The organism is Micromonospora sp. NPDC005686 (genome assembly GCF_042871665.1).
GTDB lineage: Bacteria > Actinomycetota > Actinomycetes > Mycobacteriales > Micromonosporaceae > Micromonospora.
In genome coordinates, this window is the sequence record NZ_JBIAIY010000001.1 from 550,845 (window position 1) to 567,483 (window position 16,639).

At 73.6% G+C, this 16,639-nt stretch carries 16 protein-coding genes; 11 read left to right on the plus strand and 5 right to left on the minus strand.

Annotation, left to right across the window (positions count from 1 at the left end):
* The first annotated feature begins 3 nt into the window (after nt 1-3).
* Together ACFYON_RS02525 and ACFYON_RS02530 are read left to right on the plus strand one after the other, a co-directional pair.
* On the plus strand, nt 4-1,149 hold the full coding sequence (locus ACFYON_RS02525; RefSeq protein ID WP_354865015.1) for a glycosyltransferase family 1 protein: 1,146 nt from the start codon (nt 4-6) through the stop codon (nt 1,147-1,149).
* A gap of 51 nt (nt 1,150-1,200) precedes the next feature.
* On the plus strand, nt 1,201-2,292 hold the full coding sequence (locus ACFYON_RS02530) for a sugar phosphate nucleotidyltransferase (protein ID WP_354865017.1): 1,092 nt from the start codon (nt 1,201-1,203) through the stop codon (nt 2,290-2,292).
* A 60-nt stretch (nt 2,293-2,352) separates the two neighbouring features.
* Here ACFYON_RS02530 and ACFYON_RS02535 read toward each other — a convergent pair whose 3' ends face one another.
* Nucleotides 2,353-2,922 (minus strand): NUDIX domain-containing protein, encoded by a 570-nt coding sequence (locus tag ACFYON_RS02535; RefSeq protein WP_354865019.1) that lies wholly within the window; start codon nt 2,920-2,922, stop codon nt 2,353-2,355.
* A gap of 39 nt (nt 2,923-2,961) precedes the next feature.
* Between ACFYON_RS02535 and ACFYON_RS02540 the strand changes: the two genes are divergently transcribed.
* Both ACFYON_RS02540 and ACFYON_RS02545 read left to right on the plus strand, forming a co-directional pair.
* Nucleotides 2,962-4,011: a hypothetical protein gene (locus ACFYON_RS02540; RefSeq protein WP_354865021.1), complete on the plus strand. Its 1,050-nt coding sequence runs from the start codon at nt 2,962-2,964 to the stop codon at nt 4,009-4,011.
* Between the two features lie 240 nt (nt 4,012-4,251).
* Nucleotides 4,252-5,241 (plus strand): winged helix-turn-helix domain-containing protein, encoded by a 990-nt coding sequence (locus ACFYON_RS02545; protein ID WP_354865023.1) that lies wholly within the window; start codon nt 4,252-4,254, stop codon nt 5,239-5,241.
* A 14-nt stretch (nt 5,242-5,255) separates the two neighbouring features.
* On the opposite strand, the gene ACFYON_RS02550 is transcribed toward ACFYON_RS02545, so the two are convergent.
* Both ACFYON_RS02550 and cofD read right to left on the minus strand, forming a co-directional pair.
* Nucleotides 5,256-6,341, minus strand: coding sequence for a coenzyme F420-0:L-glutamate ligase (locus tag ACFYON_RS02550; protein ID WP_354865024.1), 1,086 nt, complete (start codon nt 6,339-6,341; stop codon nt 5,256-5,258).
* Nucleotides 6,338-7,285 carry a 2-phospho-L-lactate transferase gene (cofD, locus tag ACFYON_RS02555; protein ID WP_354865026.1) on the minus strand — a complete coding sequence of 316 codons (948 nt, stop codon included), beginning with the start codon at nt 7,283-7,285 and terminating at the stop codon, nt 6,338-6,340. The genes ACFYON_RS02550 and cofD overlap by 4 nt, the downstream gene beginning before the upstream one ends.
* A gap of 99 nt (nt 7,286-7,384) precedes the next feature.
* On the opposite strand from cofD, the gene ACFYON_RS02560 reads away from it, so the two are divergent.
* The 6 genes from ACFYON_RS02560 to ACFYON_RS02585 all read left to right on the plus strand — a co-directional run bounded on the left by ACFYON_RS02560 (nt 7,385) and on the right by ACFYON_RS02585 (nt 14,021).
* Nucleotides 7,385-8,326 (plus strand): hypothetical protein, encoded by a 942-nt coding sequence (locus ACFYON_RS02560; protein WP_354865028.1) that lies wholly within the window; start codon nt 7,385-7,387, stop codon nt 8,324-8,326.
* A 182-nt stretch (nt 8,327-8,508) separates the two neighbouring features.
* Nucleotides 8,509-11,034, plus strand: a complete 2,526-nt coding sequence (locus ACFYON_RS02565; RefSeq protein ID WP_354865030.1) for a bifunctional FO biosynthesis protein CofGH — start codon at nt 8,509-8,511, stop codon at nt 11,032-11,034.
* A 151-nt stretch (nt 11,035-11,185) separates the two neighbouring features.
* The gene (locus ACFYON_RS02570; RefSeq protein WP_354865032.1) at nt 11,186-11,479 is read left to right on the plus strand and encodes a hypothetical protein; all 294 of its coding nucleotides are present in this window, start codon (nt 11,186-11,188) and stop codon (nt 11,477-11,479) included.
* A gap of 71 nt (nt 11,480-11,550) precedes the next feature.
* Nucleotides 11,551-12,948, plus strand: coding sequence for a DUF4331 domain-containing protein (locus ACFYON_RS02575; RefSeq protein ID WP_354865033.1), 1,398 nt, complete (start codon nt 11,551-11,553; stop codon nt 12,946-12,948).
* Between the two features lie 13 nt (nt 12,949-12,961).
* Nucleotides 12,962-13,300: a phospholipase gene (locus tag ACFYON_RS02580; RefSeq protein WP_354865035.1), complete on the plus strand. Its 339-nt coding sequence runs from the start codon at nt 12,962-12,964 to the stop codon at nt 13,298-13,300.
* A gap of 460 nt (nt 13,301-13,760) precedes the next feature.
* Entirely contained in the window at nt 13,761-14,021 is a 261-nt protein-coding gene (locus tag ACFYON_RS02585; protein WP_013284161.1) for a WhiB family transcriptional regulator, read from the plus strand.
* A gap of 100 nt (nt 14,022-14,121) precedes the next feature.
* Here ACFYON_RS02585 and ACFYON_RS02590 read toward each other — a convergent pair whose 3' ends face one another.
* Nucleotides 14,122-14,571 carry a metallopeptidase family protein gene (locus ACFYON_RS02590; RefSeq protein WP_018787548.1) on the minus strand — a complete coding sequence of 150 codons (450 nt, stop codon included), beginning with the start codon at nt 14,569-14,571 and terminating at the stop codon, nt 14,122-14,124.
* A gap of 151 nt (nt 14,572-14,722) precedes the next feature.
* Between ACFYON_RS02590 and ACFYON_RS02595 the strand changes: the two genes are divergently transcribed.
* Entirely contained in the window at nt 14,723-15,094 is a 372-nt protein-coding gene (locus tag ACFYON_RS02595) for a DUF3499 domain-containing protein (protein ID WP_354865039.1), read from the plus strand.
* A 163-nt stretch (nt 15,095-15,257) separates the two neighbouring features.
* Here ACFYON_RS02595 and ACFYON_RS02600 read toward each other — a convergent pair whose 3' ends face one another.
* Entirely contained in the window at nt 15,258-16,637 is a 1,380-nt protein-coding gene (locus tag ACFYON_RS02600) for an FAD-dependent oxidoreductase (protein ID WP_354865290.1), read from the minus strand.
* Nucleotides 16,638-16,639: the final 2 nt, after the last annotated feature.

Genomic DNA, 16,639 nt, shown 5'->3' on the forward strand with positions numbered 1-16,639 from the left:
CCCGTGACCGCCGGTCGCCCGCCCCGCGTTCTCATCGACGCCACGAGTGTCCCCGCCGACCGTGGCGGCGTCGGTAGATACGTCGACGGACTGCTCGGCGCGCTGGGCCGGGTCTGCGGCACCGACGTCGACCTGGCTGTGGTCAGCCTCCGCACCGACCTGGAGCGCTACTCCCGGATGCTGCCCGGCGCGGAGGTGATCCCCGCCCCGGCGGCGGTGGCGCACCGGCCGGCGCGGCTGGCCTGGGAGCAGACCGGCCTGCCGCTGCTGGCCCAGCAGGTCGGTGCCGAGGTGCTGCACTCGCCGTTCTACACCTGCCCGCTGCGGGCCGGTTGCCCGGTGACGGTCACCGTGCACGACGCGACCTTCTTCACCGAGCCGGAGCACTACGACAAGTCGCGCCGGACCTTCTTCCGCAGCGCGATCAAGACCTCGCTGCGCCGCGCCGGCCGGGTGATCGTGCCGAGCAAGGCCACCCGCGACGAGCTGATCCGGCTGCTGGACGCCGACCCGACCCGGATCGACGTCGCCTACCACGGCGTCGACCAGGACGCGTTCCACGCGCCGGGCGACGAGGAGAAGGCACGCGTGCGGGCGCGCCTGGGCCTGGGCGACAGCAGCTACATCGCGTTCCTCGGGGCCAAGGAGCCGCGCAAGAACGTACCCAACCTGATCCGCGGCTGGGCCCGGGCGGTGGCCGACCGGCCGAACCCGCCCGCGCTGGTGGTGGCCGGCGGCCAGGGCCACGACGACGACATCGACCGCGCGGTGGCCGAGGTGCCGTCGCACCTGCGGCTGCTGCGCCCGGGTTACCTGCGCTACGCCGACCTGCCCGGCTTCCTCGGCGGCGCGCTCGTGGCGGCCTACCCCTCCTACGGTGAGGGCTTCGGCCTGCCGATCCTGGAGGCGATGGCGTGTGCCGCCCCGGTGCTCACCACGCCGCGCCTGTCCCTGCCCGAGGTGGGCGGCGACGCGGTGGCCTACACCAGCGAGGACCCGGACCAGATCGCCACGGACCTGGGCGCCCTGCTGGACGACGACCAGCGGCGGCTGTCCCTGGCCAAGGCCGGCTTCGACAGGGCCAAGGAGTTCACCTGGGAGTCCAGCGCCGAGGTGCACATCGCGGCGTGGCGACGGGCCCGCTCCTGACTCCCGGGCGACCGACCGTGACGGCTCGCCCGCTTCGGGCATGATGTGCTGATGTTCTACGCCGTCATCCCGGCGGGCGGCAGCGGCACAAGATTGTGGCCGTTGTCCCGTGCCGGCCATCCCAAATTCCTCCACCCGCTGACCGGCACTCCCGCCTCGCTGTTGCAGGCCACTGTCGACCGGTTGTCGCCGTTGACCACTCCGGAGCGCACGCTCGTGGTCACCGGGGCCGCGCACGCCGCGGCGGTGGCTCGGCAACTGGCTGGCCTGCCGGAGGAGAACATCCTGGTCGAGCCCTCACCGCGGGACTCCTGCGCGGCGATCGCGCTGGCCGCTGCGGTGATCGCCACCCGGACGCCGGACGCGGTGATGGGCTCGTTCGCCGCCGATCACCTGATCGGCGACCCGGCCCGGCTGGCCGCTGTGGTGCGGCAGGCCATCCGAGGCGCGGAGCAGGGGCTGCTGATGACTGTGGGCATCACCCCGACGCGCCCGGAGACCGGCTACGGCTACCTGGAGACCGGCGAGCCGGTCGGGGACGGCCCGCTGCGCCCGGTACGCGAGTTCAAGGAGAAGCCGGCCGCCGAGGTGGCGGAGGTGTACGTCCGCTCCGGCCGGCACCTCTGGAACGCCAGCATGTTCGTCTGGCGGGTCGACGTCTTCCTGGCCGAGCTGGCCCGCCAGCAGCCGGAGCTGCACGCCGGGATCACCGCCATCGCGGCGGCCTGGGGCACTCCGGAGCAGGACGACGTGCTCGGCCGGGTCTGGCCGACGCTGCCCCGGATCTCGGTCGACTACGCCGTGATGGAGGGCGCGGCGACGGCCGGGCGGGTCGGCACCGTGCCCGGCGACTTCGGCTGGAACGACGTCGGCGACTTCCACACGCTCGGCGAGGTGCTGCCCGCCGACGGCGTCGGCAACGTGGTGCTGGGCGGGGACGCGAAGCCGGGCGTGCTGCTGCACGACACCACCGGCACCGTCGTGGTGTCGCACTCCGGCCGGCTCGTGGCCACCGTCGGGGTGCACGACCTGATCGTGGTGGACACCCCCGACGCGCTGCTGGTCTGCCCGCGCGACCGCGCGCAGGACGTGAAGAAGATCGTGGACGAGCTGAAGGAACGCGGCGAGGAGGGCCTGGTCTGATTTGCCGCGCGCCGCGCCGCCGGAGTGGAACGCGTCCGGCGGCTCGTCGGGCGCCGTCGCTCAGCGGCCGGCGTGGCGGGCCAGCACCGCGAGCGCCGGCGGTACGAGCTGGGCCGTGGCGTGGGCCAGCGGCTCGGGCAGCCGGTCCGGCGGGAACCAGCCGAGCGCCTCGGACTCCGCGCTGACCCGCTCGACCGCTCCCGCCGGGGCCAGCGCGGCGTACCGGACGTCGTAGTGGAACGACCCGCCCTGGCAGGCGACCTGGTGGATGTCCACGTCGATCGGTTCCGGGTCGACGGTCAGGCCGGTGATGCCGGACTCCTCGGTGGCCTCGCGCAGCGCGGTGGCGACCAGCGTCCGGTCGCCGGGCTCGCAGTGCCCGCCGAGCTGCATCCACCTGCGGATCTTGCCGTGCAGGCAGAGCAGCACCCGGCCGTCCGGGTCGAGCACCAGCGCGCTCGCGGTGACGTGCCCGGCCCGGTGCGTCCGGCTCATGGCCACCGGCCCGTCGGCCAGCAGCGCCAGGGTCCGGGTCCGGGCCGCGTCGGCGGCGGGGCTGGTCGCCGTCCAGCGGCTCAGCGTCACGACGGCGTCGGCGTGCAGCTCGGTGTACGGGATCAGATCAGGCACCCGGACACTCTACGAGCGCCGGCTTCGTACTCTGGCGCGGTGACCCTGCGACTCGTCGAGTTCCTGGTGGCCGGCAACGAGGCGAGCGACCTCCTGCCGGTGCGGTCGGCCGCGCTGCTGCGGGCGTACGGCGCGCGCCGCGGCTTCTGGACGGTGCTGGACGAGGGGCCTGTCGAACAGTGCCTGGCGCTGCTGCTGGAACGCGACGACGGCCACTGGGACGCGCACCACGTGGCCGCCGACGCCGGGCGGGAGAACGGCCGCACCGAGGACGGCGAGGCGCTCGCCCACCACGACGGCTGGGTGTACGTCTTCGGCTCGCACTTCGGCTCCAAGGGCGGCCCGTTGCGGCCCCGGCGCGCCTTCGTGGCCCGGTTCCGGGAGGACGACGCCGTGGCCGGGCCGCTGCCGCTGCACGTGGTGCGCAACCGTTTCCGGCTCCACCGGGCGGTCAACGACGCGCTCGCCACCGCCCCGCTGGCGCTGCTGCCGCCCGGTGACCGGGTCCGGCAGCGGTTCATCGTGGAGACACTGGCCCGGGGCACCGCCCGCGCCAAGAGCTGGGTGACCCGGCTCGCCGCCGACGACCTGCCGATCAACGTCGAGGCGGCGGCGTTCACACCGGCCGGTACGGCGCTGCTCGGCCTGCGTTTCCCGGTGACCGCCGAGGGTGAGCCGGTCTACGTCGAGCTGGCCGGCGTACCGGAGATGTTCGACGACCCCGGCCCGGAGCGGCCGGGTGACCTGCGCGCGCTCGGGGCGTACGCGCTGACCGGTGTGACCCCGCCCGGTGCGCTCGCCGGCTTCCGCGCGATCACGCCGACCGGCGACGGCGGCTACGCGGCGGTGACCGGGTCGATCGACGCGCTGGGCAAGGGTTCGGTGCTGCTGGACGACCACCCGCACGGCGGCGAGGTGACCTCCCGGCACGTGCGGTTCCGGCACGACGCGGGCGGGGACGCGCTGGTGGAGGGGGAGGTGGTCGCGGAGCTGGCGCCGTTCCATCACGTGGAGGGGCTGGCCGAGCTGGCCGGACGCTGCTATTACGTCACCGACGAGGACCATCGGGTGGCGCTCTGGATCGGATGAGCGAGGGCCGGGCGGCACCCCTGCGACTGATGCCGCAGACCCTCGTGGTGCCGCCCGGCCACGCCCGTCAGCCGGCGTCCGGATCGATGTTGCTCCCCGGCGTCGGCAGGCAACAGAGAGTTTGCCGAACCCGCCGCTCAGCGTCGAGGTTTTTCACCTGACGCTTAAAGATGGAGATTAGTGCCGACGGGTACAGTCGGAGTGTGGCTGGCACCCCCGCCGTCCGCACGGGAGCAATCCATGTTGAAGATCGTTTTCTCCGGCGAGGACGTCCTGCGGACCCGGGTCGCCCCGGCCGCGGACCCCCTGTGGGAGTTGGTCCTCAGCCTGCACCTGCTCCAGGGGCGCGGTCGTGACCCGATGATGACCACGTGGCGGCGCACCGTGGCGCACGGACTGCGCACCGACGCCAACGCCGAGCGGTACCGCCTCCTGCTCGCGCTCAACCCGCCACGCGGCTACTTCCCCGACTTCCTCACCCCGTTCGCCAGCCGGGACGGCCTCCAGGCCGGTCTGGAGGCAATCCGGGGCACCCCTGTCGACATGCTGCGCCGCGACCTGACGCTGCTGACCGGGGAGAACGCCCTGCCGTCCTCGGCCACCGCGCTCGCTCGTGGCGAGCCGGAGACGCTGCGCCACCTGACCGGCGCTATGGCGCGGTACCAGTCGCTGGCCGTCGCGCCGTACTGGTCCCGGGTGCAGGCGGCGGTCGAGGCGGACCGGGCCCGGCGTGCCCGCGCCATGCTCGACGGCGGCGCCGAAGGGCTGCTGGCCAGCCTGCGGCCGAACATGCGCTGGGATTCGGGCGTGCTGGAGGTGCTCGACTATCCGGACACCCGGGAACTGCACCTGGACGGCCGGGGACTGCTGCTCGTGCCGTCGTTCTTCTGCTCGCGTACGCCGGTGGCGCTCGTCGACCCGACCCTGCCCCCGGTGCTGGTCTACCCGGTCGACCGGCTCGCCGGCCTGACGTCCGGCTCGGCCGCCGGGGAACCACCGCAGGGCGAGGCGCTCGCCGCCCTGCTCGGCCGCACCCGCTCCCGGGTGCTCCAGGCCGCCGACGGCGGCTGCACCACCGGCGAGATGGCACGCAAGCTGCGCATCTCCGCCGCCGCGGCCAGCCAGCACACCACAGTGCTGCGCAACGCGGGGCTGCTGGTCAGCAAACGCGACCGCAACACCGTCCTGCACACGCTGACCCCGCTGGGCCGGGCCGTCCTGGACGCCTGACCCGCCCGCCGGAGTCAGAGCGCCAGCGTGGCGCTCGCGGTGCTGCCGGACGGGGGTGGAAGCAACGTCGAGTCGATCCCCTCGGCGGCCAGCGCGGCGCGCAGGCGTTGCAGGTCCGCGCCGAACCGGACCAGGTCCGGCCGGTCGACGGGGGTGGGTGCCGCGCCGAGCAGCAGGCCGGTGGCCGAGGCGGGCCAGCCGGGCACCGTGGCGGCGAGCCCGTCGCGTACCTCGTCGTCGGTGACGTGGGTGAAGACAGTGCCCGGCGCGACCACGTCGGCCACCGCGTCGATAGCCCGCCGCACCGCGTCCGCCTCCGCGGGTTCGGCGCCGATCCGGTCGGCGAGCGTCGCCGCCGCCCGCAGACCGGCAGCGCGCGCCTCGGCGGTGCCGAGCGAGAACAGGTCCATCGAGGCGTCGCGGACGAGCGCGCGGGCGCCCTTGTCGTCGTCCCGGGTCGCGGTGAGGTAACCCCGGACCACAGCGACCGGCACCTGGTCGCACTTGCCCTTGATCAGCTCACCGGCGCCGGCCAGCTCGTCGACCACCGCCATCTGGGTGACGAACAGCTCGTTGCCGTACGGGTCGACCTCGCCCCGGTGGTCGCGGATCGCCGGCATGCCGGCCACGCCGAGCGCCACGTCGGTGAGCCCGTTGCGCCAGGGCCGTCCCATGGTGTCGCTGACGATCACCGCCACGTCGAGGCCGTACCTGTCCCGTAGCGCGTCGCGCAGCGCCCGGGCGGACGCGTCCGGGTCGGCAGGCAGCAGCACCAGCCGGGTCTTGTCCACGTTCGAGGCGTCGATGCCGGCCGAGGCCATCACGAACCCGTGGTGGGTCTGCACGATCCGGGTCTCGCCCCGGGTCGCCACCACCCGGGCGGTCTCGGCGGCCAGGATGCGGTCCCGCTCGGCGAGCCGTTCCGGGCCGTCGGCCGGCACGTCGACCAGCCGGCCCTCCGCCTTCGACACGATCTTGCTGGTGACCACCAGCACGTCGTGGTCGCGCAGCCAGGGCGCCGCGCCGGTGATCAGCGCCGCCAGGTCGTCGCCCTCGGTCACGTCGCCGATGCCCGGCACCGGCAGGATCTCCAGCCTCACATCAACTCCAGCGCGGCGCGCACCATCGCGGCGGTCGCCGCCTCGTCGGTCATCCGCAGCGGCGCCGCGCGGACCGTCACGTCCGGCACCACGGTGCGCTCGTCCTCCGGGGCGACCAGCCAGCCGTCGAGCAGCCCGCCCGCCGGCCGGGCGCCGTAGAGGGCGCCCACGCCGGCCGCGCTGCACTCCACGCCGAGCACCGCCAGGCAGCGGTCGGCCATGCCGCGTACCGGTGCCCCGCCGATGATCGGCGACACCCCGATCACCGGGGCCGGTCCGCCGGTCAGCGCGTCCCGCAGACCCGGCACTGCCAGCACCGGGGCGATGCTCACCACCGGGTTGCTGGGCGCGATCAGCACCACGTCCGCGGCGGCGATCGCCTCGACCACGCCGGGCGCGGGCTTCGCCGCGTCGGCGCCGACGAAGACGAACCGGTCGGTGGGTACGTCGGCCCGGTACCGCACCCACCACTCCTGGAAGTGGATCGCACGGCGGCCCTGCTCGTCGGTGACGACGGCGTGCGTCTCCAGGCGGTCGTCGGTGGCGGGCAGCAGCCGTACGCCCGGTTGCCAGCGCGCCGCCAGCGCCTCGGTGACCTGGGACAGCGGGTAGCCGGCGTTGATCATCTGGGTGCGCACCAGGTGGGTGGCGACGTCCTTGTCGCCGAGACCGAACCAGCTCGGCTCCGCGCCGTACGCGGCCAGCTCGGTCTTCACCGTCCAGGTCTCGCCCGCCCGGCCCCAGCCCCGCTCCGGGTCGGCGCCGCCGCCGAGCGTGTAGAGCACGCTGTCCAGGTCGGGGCAGACCTTCAGCCCGTGCAGCAGCAGATCGTCGCCGACGTTCACCACTGCGGTCACCTCGGCGCCCACCTCGCGGGCGTACGCCCGCACGCCGAGCAGGAAACGGGCGCCCCCGATGCCGCCGGTCAGTACCACGATGCGCATGGCGTCCATCCTTCCGCACGCGCCGCCGTCGATCGTTCGGTGGCCGGAGAGACTACGCTCACTTCGGCAACTGTCCGCTTTCGTCCCCTGGGGGAGTCCGTGACCAGCCCCGCCGAGCCCGCGTCCGGTGACGCCGCGCAGGCCAGCCAGTTGATAAAGCCGCTGCGCGAACTCGCAGCGCTCGTCCTTCTCGGCGCCAACGCCGTCCTACTCTTCGTCGGCCTGCTGCGCCTGCTCGTGCCGGTCGACGACTACAGCACGTTCAGCGGCCGGGCCGGTAGCACGTACTTCGCCTTCATCGGCCTGGAAGCGACGGTCCTGCCGTTGCTCGCCGTTCTGATCGCCACCGTGATCCTTCCGGTCGTCCCGAAGGCCAAGCTGATCACGCAGGTGGCGCTCGTCGAGTACGCCGTGTCCGTCGTGTTCGGCGCGCTGACGTTCCTGATCTGGCTGGTCGGCCGGCTCGCCGACGGCGAGGTGCTGGACGCGTTCCTCGGTCTGCTCACCCGCGCGGCGTGGTTGGCGATCTTCGGGGTCGCCGCGTTCGTGGTGTTCAAGATCTGGCGCACGCTCTACTACGTGCCGAAGCCCAAGGCGCAGCCGGGCGTGTACGGCCAGGCCCAGCCCGGCTGGCCGCAGCAGCCGGGTCAGCCCGGTGGCTACCCCGGTCCGGGCGGCTACCCGCAGCAGCCCGGCCAGGGCTACCCGCCGGCCGGCTCGCCCCAGCCCGGCTGGCCGCAGCAGCCCGGTTCGTACGGCCAGCCGCAGTCGGCGCCGCCGTTCAACACCGCCCCGCCGCACGCGCCGCAGTCCGGCCCGCCGTCCGCCGACCCGCAGTCCGGTGTCCCGTATGCCGGTCCGCAGTACGGCTCTCCGCAGTACGGTTCGCCGCAGTCCGCGCCGCCGTTCGGGCAGCCGCCGTCGGCCGACCCGACGCAGTCGATCCCGCGCCAGTCCGCCGAGCCGGGCGCGCCGTCGCCCGCCACCGACGACGAGCGCACCCAGCGGTTCGACCGCGAGGACCCGAACCACCCCCGCTGAACCCCGTCGCGGCGGGCGACGGACGACCGTCGCCCGCCGCCGGGTCGCGCGCGCGGCCTCCCCGGCCGGGCTCGACGCCTCCGGGGCCGCTGCGGTGCGGCGGGTCGCCAGCCGGCGTCCCGCTGCCCGGACCGTGACCGGGCGTGAGCGGCGGGACGTCCGGCAGCGCATAGGCTGGGCGAATGGTTGATCGCAGCGACCCCGAACCGACCGAGGCGACCATCCGGCGGGCGCTGGGGCGGGCCGCCACCGGCCGGGCGCTCGACGCCGCCGAGGCGGGCGCGTTGCTGGCCGCGCGCGGGACGATGCTCGACGAGTTGCTGAGGATCGCCTCCGACATCCGGGACGCCGGGCTGCGCGAGGCCGGGCGGCCGGGCGTGGTCACGTACTCGAAGAAGGTCTTCATCCCGCTGACCCGGCTCTGCCGGGACCGCTGCCACTACTGCACGTTCGCCACCGTGCCGCACCGGCTGCCCGCCGCCTACCTGGAGCGCGACGAGGTGCTGGCGATCGCCCGCGAGGGCGCCGCGCAGGGCTGCAAGGAGGCGCTGTTCACGCTCGGCGACCGGCCGGAGGAGCGGTGGCCGGCGGCCCGCCGGTGGCTGGACGAGCGGGGGTACGACTCGACGCTGGACTACCTGCGCGCCTGCGCGGTGGCGGTGCTGGAGGAGACCGGCCTGCTGCCGCACCTGAACCCGGGCGTGCTCACCTGGTCGGAGTTGCAACGGCTCAAGCCGGTCGCGCCGAGCATGGGCATGATGCTGGAGACCACCGCCACCCGGCTCTGGTCGGAACCGGGCGGCCCGCACTTCGGCTCGCCGGACAAGGAGCCCGCGGTACGCCTGCGGGTGCTCGACGACGCCGGCCGGGTCGGCGTGCCGTTCACCACCGGAATCCTGATCGGCATCGGCGAGAACCGGGCGGAGCGGGTCGACGCGATCTTCGCGATCCGCCGGGCGATGCGGGAGTACGGCCACCTCCAGGAGGTGATCGTGCAGAACTTCCGCGCGAAGCCGGACACCGCGATGCGGGGCATGCCCGATGCGGAGCTGCACGACCTGGCCGCCACCGTGGCGGTGGCCCGGGTGCTGCTCGGCCCGAAGGCGCGCATCCAGGCCCCACCGAACCTCATCGCGGGCGAGTACGACCTGCTGCTGCGCGCCGGCATCGACGACTGGGGCGGCGTCTCCCCGGTCACGCCCGACCACGTCAACCCGGAGCGGCCCTGGCCGCACCTGGAGGAGCTGGCGGCGCGTACCGCGAGTGCCGGGTTCACTCTGCGCGAGCGGCTGACCGTCTATCCGGAGTACGTCCGGGCGGGTGAGCCGTGGCTGGACCCGCGCCTGCTGCCGCACGTGAGCGCGCTCGCCGACCCGGCCACCGGGCTCGCGGTCGAGGCGGCCCGCCCGGTGGGACGGCCCTGGCAGGAGCCGGAGGAGGTCTACGGCGGCCGGACCGACCTGCACGCCACCATCGACGTCACCGGGCGTACCGAGGACCGGCGGGGCGACTTCGACAGCGTCTACGGCGACTGGGCCGAGGTGGCCGGCAAGGTGGCGCCGGAGGCGCGCGCGGGCGTACCCCTGGGTGGTGGCGCGGACGCCGACCTGCGTGCGGGCCTGCGGCTGGCCGCCGACGACCCGGGCGCGCTGCTGACGCCGGCGCACGAGGCCAAGGCGCTGGCGCTGTTCGGCGCGGACGGCCCGGCGCTGGACGAGCTGTGCCGGCTGGCCGACGACGCACGCCGGGACGCGGTCGGCGACGACGTGACCTATGTGGTCAACCGCAACATCAACTTCACGAACGTCTGCTACGTGGGCTGCCGGTTCTGCGCGTTCGCCCAGCGGGAGAGCGACGCCGACGCGTTCCGGCTCTCGCTCTCGCAGGTGGCCGACCGCGCCGAGGAGGCGTGGACGGCCGGCGCGACCGAGGTCTGCCTCCAGGGCGGCATCGACCCGAAGATGCCGGTGACCGGCTATGCCGACATCGTCCGCGCGATCAAGGCGCGGGTGCCGGGCATGCACGTGCACGCGTTCTCCCCGATGGAGATCGTCACCGCCGCCGCGAAGGCCGGCGTGCCGGTGCGGGAGTGGCTGCTCCAGCTCCGCGAGGCCGGGCTGGACACCATCCCGGGCACCGCCGCCGAGATCCTCGACGACGACGTGCGCTGGGTGCTCACCAAGGGCAAACTGCCGGCCGCCGCCTGGGTCGACGTGGTCAGCACTGCGCACGAGCTGGGCATCCGGTCCAGCTCCACGATGATGTACGGCCACGTGGACCACCCGGGCCAGTGGCTCGCCCACTTCCGGGTGCTGGCCGGCGTGCAGGACCGTACCGGCGGGTTCACCGAGTTCGTGGCGCTGCCGTTCGTGCACACGAACGCGCCGATCTACCTGGCCGGCATCGCCCGCCCGGGGCCGACCTGGCGGGAGAACCGGGCGGTGCACGCGATGGCCCGGCTGCTGCTGCACGGCCGGATCGACAACGTCCAGTGCTCGTGGGTGAAGCTCGGCGACGAAGGCACCGTGGCGATGCTGCGCGGCGGCTGCAACGACCTGGGCGGCACCCTGATGGAGGAGACCATCTCCCGGATGGCCGGCTCGGGCAACGGCTCGGCCCGTACCGAGGAGCAGTTGCGGGCGATCGCCACCGCCGCGGGGCGCCCGTTCCGCAAGCGGACGACCGCGTACGGTCACGCCCGCGCCTGAGGTCGAACCTTTCCCCGCCGCGCGCCGTACCTGTGGGTGCTGGCGGCGGTTTCGGCGAGGACCGCCGCCGGTGACCCCGAACCCGGGGCCCGGCGGCATCCGGGTGCCCGGCCCGCTGCGGCGCTGCGGCGCCGGTCCGGAAAGGTTGCCGATGAGCACTGACGAGACCACCGACGCGCCGAAACGGCGGACCTGGCCGCGGTTGACCCGCAGGCAGACGCTCACCGCCGCGGCGAGCGCGACACTGGGCGCCGCCGCTCTCACCGTGCCGGGCCTGTCCGCCGCCCAGAACGCCTCTACGGCGAGCCGGCGCGACGAACCGATCGTGGTCCACCTGCGCGACGCCGCCGCCGGCGTCATGGACGTCTTCGTCGGCGCCAACCGGGTCGAGGTACGCGACCGCGGCCTGGCCGACCGCCTGGTGCGCGCCGCCGGCCGGCGCTGATTCCACGCTCCGCCGGCGCGGGCTCCCGGTGCCGGTTCCGACTTCCGTTCCCCGACGAAGGTGCGTCCGCCATGTCCTCTCACCGCGAGGCCCCGGAGATCGCCAAGGATCCGGTCGCCGACAGTTCCGACCTGTACGCGTTCGTCACACCGAGCCAGCCGGACACCGTGACGTTGATCGCCAACTACGTGCCGGTGCAGCTCCCCTCCGGCGGCCCGAACTTCTTCGAGTTCGGTGACGACGTCCGGTACGAGATTCACATCGACAACGACGGCGACGGTTATCCGGACGTCACCTATCGTTTCGAATTCACTACCGAGATCACAAACCAGAACAGTTTTCTCTACAACACCGGGCCGATCGAGTCGCTGGAGAGCAAGAACTGGAACCGGCGCCAGTTCTACCGGCTGACCCGGATCGCCGACGGCCGCGCCCGGGTGCTGGCGCACAGGTTGCCCTGCCCGCCGTGCAATGTCGGCACGCTCTCCACCCCGAACTACCAGAACCTGGTCCGGCAGGCGACGTTCAAGCTGTCCACCGGCGAGAAGGTCTTCGCCGGCCAGCGGGCCGACGGTTTCTTCGTCGATCTGGGCGCGGTGTTCGACCTGGGCACGCTGCGGCCGTTCCAGCAGTTGCACGTCGCCGGCAAGAAGCTGTTCCGGAGCGAGGGGGAGCCGGTGAACGCGCTGGACCGGCTCAACGTGCACTCCCTCGCCGTGCAGGTGCCGCTGAACCAGGTACGCCGCAAGGCCGCCCGCTACGGCTACGCCGACCGTGCCTCGACGATCGGGGTCTGGACCAGCGCGTCCCGCCAGCAGGTGCGGGTGCTCGGTGACCGGGTGTCCGCCGACACCGCCGCCGGCCCCTTCACCCAGGTTTCGCGACTCGGTAACCCGTTGTTCAACGAGGTCATCGTGCCGATGTCCAAGAAGGACCTGTGGAACACGCTGCCGCCGTCGGAGGACAAGCGGTTCGCCGGGTTCGTCGAGCGGCCCGAGCTGGCCGCGCTGCTGCCGACGCTCTACCCGGGCGTGTTCGGAAACCTGGACGCGCTGAACAAGTCCAAGAAGCCGCGCGCCGATCTGGTGGCGATCCTGCTCACCGGCGTCCCGGCCGGACTGATCGACGGCTTCGCCAACACCACAGGCGACACGCAGGCGGACATGCTGCGGTTGAACACGGCGATCCGGCCCACCCGCACGCCGGACCGGTTCGGGGTGCTCGGCGGCGACCTGGCCGGATACCCCAACGGCCGCCGGGTCGCCGACGACGTGGTGACGATCGCGCTGCGCGCCATCGCCGGGCTGACCGTGCCGCTGGTCGACAAGACGTTCCGGCCGGACGCCGCCGCGGCGGCCGTGACGCCGGGCCTGAGTGCGGCCGACGTCACAGCGCCGTTCCTGGCCGACTTCCCGTTCCTCGGCACGCCGTACGACGGGTTCGGCAACCCGCAGGCGAAGAAGTCCTGACGGGAGCCGACGAATGTCACACCGCCACGATCTCGGCCCGTCGGAGGTCGGCAGCGTCGTGCTCGACCTCGGCGGCGACCGGGGCGCACTGATCATCCACACCGGCCGGGACCTGCACGGCCGGGAGATCGAGATCAGCCGCGTGGACCTCGACGGTCCGCGGACCCACTCCGCCGTACGCGAGCGGCATGTCCGGGACGGGGTGTTCCACAGTGCCGTCTACCCGGATCTGGAGGCGGGTGTTTATACCGTCTGGTGGGACGAGAACACGACGGCCGGCGCGATCTCGGTCACCGGCGGGTCGATCGCCGAATTCGTCTGGCCCTCCAGCCAACCAGCTCGTCTGGACTGATCCGTCAGTCGTGCCGGAACCCGCGCCCCGTCCACATGGTGGACGGGGCGCGGTCGGCGTTGGCCGGCTCGACGGGCGTTACCGCGGGAGGCGCGTTACCCTTTGGCCCACCAATTCTGATCTTGGTACGAGCGGCCGGCGGGGGCGTCCGGCCGGCCTGTCGGCGATGCGCCACGGCAGAAAACTTCCCGCAACTCGCCGGGGAGGGCGTTACTCGTCCGGGGTCTGAATCGATAGGGCAGGTTGCGAGGCTACGGGCGACCGCGGCGGTCGTCCCGGACGTGTCGGGAGGGCGACTCCATTATCAAGTTTGGCTTGACGGCGCACGCATTACACGCGTGTAATTTGAATGGGGTTGTTCGCACGGAACGCAACAAATGGTGACCGTGCGGCCAGGCACGCCTTTCGCGTGGGGGGTTGCAGCGGCGAATGACGCCGGTGCGCGACAAGGAGGCAATCGATGGACGGCCAGCTCGAGGTGGCCGACCTGCTCGGGAACGCGCCGGAGTGGCAGGAGCGAGCGCTCTGCTCGCAGACCGACCCGGAGGCGTTCTTTCCCGAGAAGGGCGGCTCGACCCGCGAGGCGAAGCGCATCTGCTCGCGGTGCGAAGTGAAGACGGAATGCCTGGAGTACGCGCTCGGCCACGACGAGCGGTTCGGGATCTGGGGTGGCCTCTCCGAACGGGAGCGGCGCAAGCTCAAGCGGCGGGTCGCCGCCTGATCCGCGTACGGGTCCGTGGGTGGTGGGGGCCGCCCGGACCCGGGTCGCCGTCCGGTCGGCTCGTCCGGCCGGGTGGCGGCGCCAGCCGGGCCGGCCGGTGTCAGGCCAGTTCGTCGGGGTCGACCCCGAGCAGGTTCGCCACCTGCTCGATGATCACGTCGTGCACCAGGTCGGCGAGGTCCTCGCGGTCCATCGCGCGGAACTCCAGCGGCCGCCGGTAGAGCACGATCCGCGGCGGCACCTCCTGGCGGCCGGGCCGCCCGGGCAGCAGCCGGGCGAGCGGCACCTCGCCGTCCTCCAGCACGTCCGAGTCGTAGACGTTCAGATCCGGCGGCACGTCCTCGACCGCGAACTCCACCCCGGCCAGCTCCTTGGCGAACCGGCGTTCGAGCGTCTCCACCGTGTCGAGCACCAGATCGTCGAAGACCTCGGCCTTCGTCCGGGCCAGGGGCACGGTGGCCGGCACCAGCCGCCCGCGCAGCCCGCGACCGTGCCGGTCACGATGGGTGCGCCGGCCGGAGCCGGGGCGGCGGTTCTGCGGGCTCGTCATGTCGGACAGGGTAGCCCGGTCGGCGGTCCACCCGCCGTCGCGCGGCCGTCCGGCGTGCCGGTGCGCGATCGGCGGAATTGTGATCTCCGTGACGGGCGTGTCGTAACGCGAAGCGGTGCGCCAAACCCGGTAATGGGGATACCCTGCCGCGGTGAGGTCACCACGGCGCTGCTCCCGTAACGGCTGCCCCCGGCAAGCGGTCGCCACGCTGACCTATGTCTACAACGAGTCGACGGCTGTGGTGGGTCCGCTCGCCGCGTTCGCCGAGCCGCACACGTACGACCTGTGCGAGCCGCACGCCCGCAGCCTGACCGCACCGCGCGGCTGGGACGTGGTGCGGCACGAGGGCGAGTTCGAGCCGCCGCCGCCCACCACCGACGACCTGGTGGCGCTGGCCGAGGCGGTACGCGAAGCCGCCCGCCCGGCCCCGCCCCGTCCCCCCGAGGACGAGCCCACCACCAAGCCCCAGGCCCCCCAGCAGGGCCGCCGGGGCCACCTGCGCGTAATCCCACCCCATCACTGACCCACCGCCCCCGCCCGGGCCCTCGCCCCGCCTCGCCCCGCCCCGCCCGGGCCCCGCCCGCCCGTCGGTCGATCATGAAGTTGACGGTGTTTTCGATCTCCCTGAGTGCCGCTAACTTCATGATCAACGGGGTGGGCGGGGGGAACGGGGGGAGCGGGTGGTGTCAGTGGCCCAGGAAGCGGTTGAAGAGGTCGGCTCGGCGGGACGGGCGAGACGTGCGGGGCTCGCTGCGGTCGGCTGAGGACATGATCTTCAGGCCGGCGTTCATGGCGAGCCAGCGCAGTGGCTCCGGCTCCCAGTGGGGGGAGCGGTGCCCCACCCAGGGCAGCGCGGTCAGGTCGCTGTCCACGCCCCGGATCAGGTCGGCGAGCGTACGCCCGGCGAGGTTGCTGGTGCCGACGCCGTCACCGACGTAGCCCCCGGCCCAGGCCAGCCCGGTGCGGCGGTCGAGCCCCACCGACGCGGCCCAGTCCCGGGCCACGCCGAGCGGCCCGCCCCAGGCGTGCGTCACCGGCACGTCCGGCCCGAGCACCGGGAACAGTTCCCCGAGCGCCCGGCGCAGCGCCGCGAACACCCGGGGCTCCCGGTCGAAGCCCTGCCGCACCCGGGAGGCGTAGTGGTAGGGGGCACCCCGCCCGCCGAACGCGAGCCGGCCGTCGGCGGTGCGCTGGCCGTACACGATGACGTGCCGGTAGTCGGAGAACGTCTCCCGCTGCGCCAGCCCGATCCGCGCCCAGGTCTCCTCGGGCAGCGGCGGGGTGGCCACCATCAGCGAGTAGACGGGCGCCACGGTCCGCCGCTGACCGGGCAGCCCTGGCGTGTAGCCCTCTGTCGCGCGGACCACCACCGGCGCCCGGACCACGCCCGCCGGGGTCACCGCCGCGCCCGGCCGCAACGCGGTCACCGGTGTGCGCTCGTGGATGCGTACGCCCCGGCGTTCCACCGCCCGGGCCAGGCCCCGGACCAGCTTCGCCGGGTGCACGGCGGCGCAGTGCGGCGTGTACGTGCCGCCGCGTACCCCCTCGGCGTCGCAACGCGCGGCGGCCTCGGCGGCGTCGAGCAGCGTCAGGTCGTCGTCGGTCAGCCCGTGCGCGTGGGCCTGGGCGACCTCGGCCCGGGCCCGGTGCAGCTGGGCCTCGTTGCGCGCGAGCATCACCGTGCCGCCGGCCTGCCAGTCGCAGTCGATGCCCTCGGCGGCGGCGACCCGCCCGACCTCGCCGACCGTGTCGTGCATGGCCCGCTGCATGGCCAGTGCCCGGTCCCGGCCGTGCCGCCGGGCCAGCGCCGGCAGCGAGGTGGGGAACAGCGCCGAGCACCAGCCGCCGTTGCGCCCGGACGCGCCGTACCCGGCGATCTCCCGCTCCAGCACGACGACGCGCAACGTGGGATCGGCCTCGGCCAGGTAGTAGGCCGTCCACAACCCGGTGTACCCGGCGCCCACGATCGCCACGTCGGCGTCCGTGTCGCCGGGCAACCCGGGTCGCGGTGTCAGCGGTTCGTCCAGGCCGGACAGCCAGTACGACAGGTGCCGGTAGCCCGTCATCG